The 6,874-nt window shown below is 76.4% G+C and carries 5 protein-coding genes; 2 read left to right on the forward strand and 3 right to left on the reverse strand.

The genetic code is table 11. The features are described from left to right. On the reverse strand, nt 1-1,803 hold a 1,803-nt coding region (locus tag ACW0Q9_RS27820; protein ID WP_456186274.1), incomplete at its 3' end, for a protein kinase domain-containing protein. A 124-nt stretch (nt 1,804-1,927) separates the two neighbouring features. Between ACW0Q9_RS27820 and ACW0Q9_RS27825 the strand changes: the two genes are divergently transcribed. Further along, complete coding sequence (locus ACW0Q9_RS27825; protein WP_456186276.1) at nt 1,928-2,128, forward strand: hypothetical protein; 201 nt, start codon at nt 1,928-1,930, stop codon at nt 2,126-2,128. Beyond that, the gene (locus ACW0Q9_RS27830) at nt 2,125-2,922 is read left to right on the forward strand and encodes a site-2 protease family protein (protein WP_456186278.1); all 798 of its coding nucleotides are present in this window, start codon (nt 2,125-2,127) and stop codon (nt 2,920-2,922) included. The genes ACW0Q9_RS27825 and ACW0Q9_RS27830 overlap by 4 nt, the downstream gene beginning before the upstream one ends. 106 nt (nt 2,923-3,028) lie before the next feature. Here ACW0Q9_RS27830 and ACW0Q9_RS27835 read toward each other — a convergent pair whose 3' ends face one another. Both ACW0Q9_RS27835 and ACW0Q9_RS27840 read right to left on the reverse strand, forming a co-directional pair. Next, entirely contained in the window at nt 3,029-4,027 is a 999-nt protein-coding gene (locus ACW0Q9_RS27835; RefSeq protein ID WP_456186280.1) for an aldo/keto reductase family protein, read from the reverse strand. Between the two features lie 76 nt (nt 4,028-4,103). Continuing rightward, nucleotides 4,104-6,872 (reverse strand): WG repeat-containing protein, encoded by a 2,769-nt coding sequence (locus ACW0Q9_RS27840; RefSeq protein WP_456186282.1) that lies wholly within the window; start codon nt 6,870-6,872, stop codon nt 4,104-4,106. Nucleotides 6,873-6,874: the final 2 nt, after the last annotated feature.

A 6,874-nucleotide genomic window follows, 5' to 3' on the forward strand; every position in this document is an offset into this window, starting at 1 on the left:
GCCGCCGCTCTCGGTCTGCCGCGCCTTGCCCTGCACCTCCAGGTACGCGGTCACCGTGGTGGCCCGCCCCACCTCGGTGTCCTTGAGGGTGACCACGCAGTTGGCGCCGCTCGCGGTGCTGTAGAGCAGGTAGACCCGCCCCTGGCGCACCCCGCCGGCGGTCAGCGTCGCCGAGTCGATCACCTGGTAGCCGCTGCCGCACACCTGTCCCGCCGTGTACGGGTTGGGCTTCTGCGGGGCCGGCGTGCTGCCGGTCGGCGCGGGAGCGCCGGTGGTCGGTGCCGGGGCGCCGGTCGACGGGGTGCCGCCGTCCGCCGCCGGGCGGCTCGGCGTGGCCGACGGCGACCGGCTCGGCCGCCCGGTGCGGCTCGGCGTCGGCCCGGCGCCGGCACTGGCGCCGGCCGTCGCGTCCGGCTGCTGCCGGGGGTCGGCGGCCGCGGACTCCCCGGTCAGGGCGGCCGGGCGCTGGCCCGGGTCGGTGTCGTCGGGGGAGCGCAGCACCGCCACGACGACCGCGGTCAGCACGGCGACCAGCACCACGCCGGCCGCACCGGCCAGCGCCAGCGCCCGGCCGCGGCCCCGGCGCTCCGCCGGCTCCTCCAGCGTCGGCGGTACGCCCGAACCGGCGTGCCGGTCCCGCACCGACCCGTGGCCCGGTTCCGGCCCCGGCCGCGCGACGCCGACCGACCAGGCCGGCCCCGGCGCGGGCACCGGCCCGGAAGTCGGGATGTGTCCGGGAGCGGCGGAGGAGTGCCCGGGAACGGGGCCGGGACGCGGCGTCGTGGTGCCGGCGGCCGGGTCGGGGCCGGCGGGGGACAGCGGCGCGGCCGGGAACACCGCGGGTGGCTGGCCGGTGGGTGGCGTACCGCCGGGCGGGTCCGGGACCGGCGTGGGCGCCGGTAGGACGGCCGGGCCCGGCACGGCGGGCCCGGCGACCGCCCACGGCGGGCGCGGGGCGACCGGGAGGGCGGCGAGGGTGGCGTCCCGGGCGTCCTGGGCGGCCTCGGCCAGGGCGAGCGCGCTCGTGAACCGGTCGGCCGGCCGCTTCGCCAGCGCCCGGCTGACCACCTCGACGACCGCCGGTGGCGTGCCCACCAGCGGCGGCGGCTCGTCGTGGACGTGCCGCATGGCGACCTGGAGCGGGTTGTCGCCCTCGAAGGGCGGACGGCCGGCCAGGCAGTAGTAGCCGACCGCGCCGAGCGCGTAGACGTCGGTGACCGGTGACACCGGCTGGCCGGCGGCCTGCTCCGGCGACATGTACGAGGCGGTGCCGAGCACCATGTGCGCGGCGGTGATGCCGGCCATGGTGCTGGCCCGGGCGATGCCGAAGTCGACAAGCACCACCGTGCCGTCCCGCTTCACCAGCAGGTTCCCGGGCTTCACGTCGCGGTGCACGATCCCGGCGAGGTGGGCGGCGTGCAGCGCGTGCGCGGCCTGCGCCACCACCGACATGGTGGAGGCCGGGTCGAGCCGGCCGGCCCGCCGGATCCAGGTGACCAGCGGCTCGCCGTCGACGTACTCCATCACCAGGTAGCTGACCTGGCTGCCGTCGGCGAGGGTCGCCGAGCCGAAGTCGTGCACCTGGACGATGCCGGGGTGGCGCAGCGCGGCCAGCATCCGGGCCTCGGCGTGGAAACGGGTGGTGAACTCGGGGTCGGCGACCAGCGACGGCAGCAGCACCTTCACCGCGACCTCGCGGCCCAGCAGGGTGTCGGTGCACTTCCAGACGGCCCCCATGCCGCCCGTCGCGATGCGTTCGCCCAGCCGATAGCGATCGCTGAGCACCACTCCTTGAGTCAGCACCGCGCCACCGTACCGGCCCGGGGTGTCAGCATGATCCATGTGGCGGCCGGGCCGTCCCGCGTCCGGCCGACTAGGCTTGCGGGGGTTTCCGTCCCAGGGCGACGGCGGCGAGGGGAGACGCGGCATGGCGTGGAGCTGGCGGTACGAGGGCACGAACGGCACTTCGGTCGACGGGCCGGGTGAGTCGTTCGCCAGCCAGGCGGACGCCGAGTCGTGGATCGGCCAGGCCTGGCGGGAGCTCGCGGCGTCCGGCGTCACCTCGGTCGCGCTCGTCGAGGACGACCGGGTGGAATACCGGATGAGCCTGCTGCCCCCGGCCGAATGACCGGCTACGACCGCCCGCGCGACCCGCTGGTGCTCGGGGTGCCCCGGGCGGCGTTCCGGCCCAGCGCGATCTTCCTCGCCCTGGTCGCGCTCTTCGTGGCCAGCGGGGTGATGACCTGGAACCGGTTCGGCAACGTCCGGTTCGACGTGTTCCTCTTCGTGGTCTCCGGCTGGCTGATCTCGCTGTGCCTGCACGAGTACGCCCACGCCGTGGTCGCGTACCGGGCCGGGGACCGGGACATCGCGCACCGCGGCTACCTGACGCTGAACCCGCTGAAGTACACCCACCCGCTGCTGTCCATCGTGCTGCCGGTGGTGGTGGTGCTGCTCGGCGGCATCGGCCTGCCCGGCGGCGCGGTCTGGGTCGACCGGCACGCCATCCCCGGCCGGCTGCGGCACACCCTGGTCAGCCTGGCCGGACCGGCCACCAACGTGCTGTTCACCCTGCTGCTGGTGGTGGCCGTGCGGATCGGCCTGGAGGTGGGCGGCCCGCTGGAGTTCTGGGCCGGCGTGGGGCTGCTCGCGTTCCTCCAGCTCACCGCCAGCGTGCTCAACCTGCTGCCGGTGCCGGGCCTGGACGGCGGCAACATGATCGAGCCGTGGCTGAGCCCGCAGTACCGGCGGATGTACGACCTGTTCGCCCCGTACGGCTTCATCCTGCTGTTCGCGCTGCTGTGGAGCCCGCAGATCAACGGCTGGTTCTTCGGCGCGGTCTTCTCCGTCGGGGACCTGCTCGGCCTGCCGTCGCAGCTCTACGGTTTCGGGTGGCGCCTGATCCGGTTCTGGGAGGGCTGACCCTCCGGAGCCGGTAGCCGCCGCGCAGCGGCGGGGCGCTCCGGGCCGCGCGTACCCCCGAGGGGTCCCGGGCCGACGCGGAGGCCGCGCCGGCCCGGGGAGAGCGTCACGGACGCTGCGCCGGGCTCTCGGTCTTCGCCGGGTCCCGCTCGGTGACCGGCTCGACGATCTCGTCGATCGCCTTGAGCAGGTCGGCGTCGAGCTTCACGCCCGCCGCCTTCACGTTGTCGTGCACCTGCTCCGGCCGGGAGGCGCCGACGATCGCGGAGGCGACGTTCGGGTTCTGCAGCACCCAGGCGATGGCGAGCTGCGGCATGGTCAGCCCGGCCTGCTCGGCCAGCGGCTTGAGCCGCTGCACCCGGGTGAGCACCTCGTCGCTCAACCAGGACGCGATGAAACCCGCGCCGGACTTCTCGTCGGTGGCGCGGGAACCGGCCGGCGGCGGCTGGCCCGGCAGGTACTTGCCGGAGAGCACACCCTGGGCCATCGGCGACCACACGATCTGGCCGATGCCCAGCTCCTCGCTGGTGGGGATGACCTCGGCCTCGATGACCCGCCACAGCATCGAGTACTGCGGCTGGCTGGAGACCAGCGGGATGCGCAGCTCGCGGGCGAGAGCGTGGGCCTCCCGGATCTGCGACGCCTTCCACTCCGAGACGCCGATGTAGTGCGCCTTGCCGGAGTGCACGATGTCGGCGAACGCCTCCATCGTCTCCTCCAGCGGGGTGCTGTAGTCGTAGCGGTGGGCCTGGTAGAGGTCCACGTGGTCGGTCTGCAGGCGGCGCAGCGAGCCGTTGATCGACTCCATGATGTGCTTGCGGGACAGGCCGCGGTCGTTGCGGCCCGGCCCGGTCGGCCAGTACACCTTGGTGAAGATCTCCAGCCCCTCGCGCCGCTCGCCCTTCAGCGCGCGACCGAGCACCTCCTCGGCCCTCGTGCCGGCGTAGACGTCGGCGGTGTCGAAGGTGGTGATGCCGGTGTCCAGGGCGGCCCGCACGCAGGCGGTGGCGGCCTCCTCCTCGACCTGCGACCCGTGGGTGATCCAGTTGCCGTACGAGATCTCGCTGACCATCAGGCCCGATCGGCCTAGGTGTCGGAATTCCATGCCTCGACCCTAGCCCCGCCCGATCATGGGCGACGTGCGGCGCGACGGGGTGTGACGCTCCCCGGGCGGCCCGGCGTCAGAGCACCGGGCTGGTGTCGGCGAGCAGCCGGTCGATCTCCGCGACCACCGCGGCCCGGCTCGGATGCACCGGGTCGATCAGCGGCTCGCCCCGCCGGTCCAGCGCGCCCCACCGGCCCGACTCGTCGCCGACCAGGAACGCCACCGGGTGCACCACCAGCGTCGGGTACGCCGGCGTGACCAGCACCCGCCCGGTCCGGTCCACGACGCCCCGGCGACCGGCCAGCTCCACCACGGCCAGGCCGTCCTCGGTGAAGCCGTCCACGTGCCGGCCGTCGGCCAGTGCCGTGGTGAGACCGTGGTACCGGGTCGGCACCACCACCTGGCCGGTCCGGTCCACGGCGCCCCAGCCGCCGTTCTGCCGGACCGCCGCCAGGCCACCCCGGAACGGCCGGACGTCCTCGTAGCCCGGCGGGATCTTCACGATGTTCGTCGGGTCGACCGCCATCCACCGGCCCTTGCCGTCCATCGAGACCCAGGACAGCCCCTCCGAGAACGAGCCCACCGCCCGGTAGCCGTTGTTCGCCTCGATCAGCGCCGCGCCGGTCGTGTCGATAAGCGCCCAGCGGGACGCCTCCGGGCGGCGTACCCACGCCAGGCCCTCGCGGAACGGCTGCACCTCCGCGTACCGATGCGCGATCACCAGCTCGCCCTCGGCGTCCGCGTACCCCCAGAGTTCCTGCTCCTCGTCGAAGGTCGGCACCGGGTGCCGCTCGCCGCCCAGCAGCGCCTCCCGGCTGCGCGGCTTCGGCCCGAACCCGGCGCCCGCGGCCCGCTCGGCGACCGCGTCCAGCGCCAGCGTGGTCCGCGCGTTCAGCTCCCCGTCCTCACCCTGGCGCAGGTCCAGCGCCCGCTCGAAGTGCAGGCACGCCTCGGTCAGCCGGCCCTGGTCGTAGCAGGAGCGGCCGGCGTGCTCGTGCAGCACCGCGCGCAGCCGGTCGGGCAGCTCCGGCGAGTTGGCCGCGGCGAAGAGCCGGTCGGCCTCCGGGTGCTCACCCCGCCAGCGCAGCACCTCGGCCAGCCGGGCGCGGGCCAGCGCGGTCCGCCGCAACTCGCCGGTGGCCTCCGCGTACGTGAGGGCGAGCCGCGCGTCGGCCAGGGCGTCGTCCAGGTCGCCGAGGACGCGGGACGCCACCGAGCGCAGGCTGAGCAGCCGCGCCCGGCTGCGGTTGTCCAGCGCGCTGCCGAGCTTGGCGGTCAGGCCGTCCCGGATCTCGCGCAGCGCCGGAATGTCGGGGGCCTCCTCGCGGAGGGTCTCCGGGTGCAGCCGCCAGCGGATGGCGGCGAGGGCCTGCTCCGGGTCCGCGGGGCGGGTTTCCCGCTCGGTGCCGGCGTCCGGCTCGGCCGTTTCCTGGTCGGCCTGTCCGGCCGCCGGCGCGGCGTCAGCCTCCCCGGGCGGGGTGGCGGCGGCGGACTCCTCATTCGCGGCGGCCGGTTCCGGGGCGGCCGGCGGACCGGAGACGGGACGTGGCTGGTCGGGGCCGGGGGTCGGCTCCCGCAGGGCGTCGGTCGGCGCGGCGTCCGGGGTCCCGGTGGTCTCGTGCGAGGTGGACGCCGGCCCGTCGGCGTTCCGCGGCGGGTCCGTCGGTGCGGGCGCGTCGGCCGGGGCCGGCGGCGCGGCGACCTGGGCGACCTCGGGGCTCGGGGCGGCCTGGGTGGGTGCCTGGGCCGGCACCTCGGCTTCGGTCGGCGCGTGCGGCGCCGGGGCCGGGGAGCCTGTGGCGGTCGTTGCCGGTGGAACGGGATCGGCGGGCTGCCCGGCCGGGACCGGCGGGGCGACGGTGCTCGTCCCCGGCGTGCCGGTCGCCGGCCCGGGCGGGCCGGAGACGGGCCGGGCGTCGGGTGTCGCGGTGTCCGGCTGGATCGGGGCGGACGCGGGCGACAACGGTGACCGGTCGGCTCGCGGGTCCGACCCGGCGCGGGGGTCGAGGGCGGCGGCGGCACGGTCCGTCTCGGATGCGGCCGCCTCCAGCCGGGGCGCGACCTGGGTGTCGCCCGCCGCGTCGGCCGGTTCCCGCGCCGGGCGGGTGGCGGCCGCGTCCGCTCCCGGGCCGTCGCCCGACACCGCCGGGGCGGACGGCTGGAGCATCTGCTCGTCCCGGTCGTCGGCTGGTGCCGCCGGGGCGGACGGCTGCGGCAGGCGATCGCCCCGGTCGTCCGCCGGGTCGGACGACAGCGGCGACTGCTCGCGCCGGCCCTGGGCCGGAGTTGCCTGAGCGGACGGCTGGGGCATGCGCTCGCCCGGCGAACCGGCCACGGTGGGCACGTCCGGCCGGCCCGGGTCGACGGAGTTCTCGTCGGCGGGCGGGCTGGTCGGCGGCGCGCTGACCGGCCGCCCGGTCGCGGGATCGACGGATCCGGCGGGCGGCGGTGACACCCGCTCGTCGTCCTCGGGTGCCGGGGTCGACGCCTCCGTCGGGGCGGCCGGGGACACCGGCTCGTTCGGCCGGAACCAGGCGTCCGCGCCGCCGTCCACCGGCTCGGCGGGCCGCACGGCCGCCGGCCGCTCGACCTCGGTACGCCCACCGTGTCCGTCGGCGGTGACCGGTGTGGGCACCGGGTCGTTCTGGTCCGGTGGAACCGGGCCGGCCGGGGTGGACGCGCGGCCGTCGTCGTCCGCCGGTCGCGCGGCCTCGTGGGGCGCGGTCGGACCGGCGGGGCGGCCCGGCCGAGGGCTCTCGGTGGTCGTCGTCGGGCCGACGGTCTGCTCCGGCCGGGGGCCGGGGCAGGCGGGCGGCGCGGGCCGGGCCCCGTCTCCTATACACATCT

Source organism: Micromonospora sp. I033 (genome assembly GCF_053890995.1).